The 433-nt window shown below is 65.6% G+C and carries 1 pseudogene; it reads right to left on the reverse strand.

What is annotated here, in order from left to right:
- Positions 1-433 (reverse strand): annotated as a pseudogene (locus QSJ19_RS26650) (IS1380 family transposase); the annotation flags it as partial.

The raw sequence follows: 433 nt of genomic DNA on the forward strand, positions 1-433 counted from the left end.
GGTGCGCCGGATGGTGGGTGTGGTCGCTGTGGCCAATCGGTTGCTGGTGAGGGTGGCGGCGGCGCGGGTGAGGTTGAACGCGATGACCGCACACACCAGCCAGGCGGCGTTGGCATTGAATTTTCCTGAGGGCAGATGCGCGAGTGCGGAGGCTTTGAGGTCGGCGTGGACTTGCTCGATGATCGCATGGCCGCGGTGGGTTGTGTCGGCGGTCACGGTGTCCAGATCGCTGGTGGTGAAGAACGCATGGAACCGCCACACGTCGAACAAGCCGTCTCCCTGGGGCTGGAAGTCGGGGATGCGGCGCACCACCAGCCGCCCGGGGACCTGCAGTTTCTTGGCTTTGGAGGTGAACGCGGTGAACGGTATGTCGGCGACCTCGGCCCGCGACACCCACTGCCCGGTTTGGTCGTCGTAGACGGCGTCGGTGTAC

The organism is Gordonia sp. ABSL11-1, assembly GCF_030315685.1.
GTDB lineage: Bacteria > Actinomycetota > Actinomycetes > Mycobacteriales > Mycobacteriaceae > Gordonia.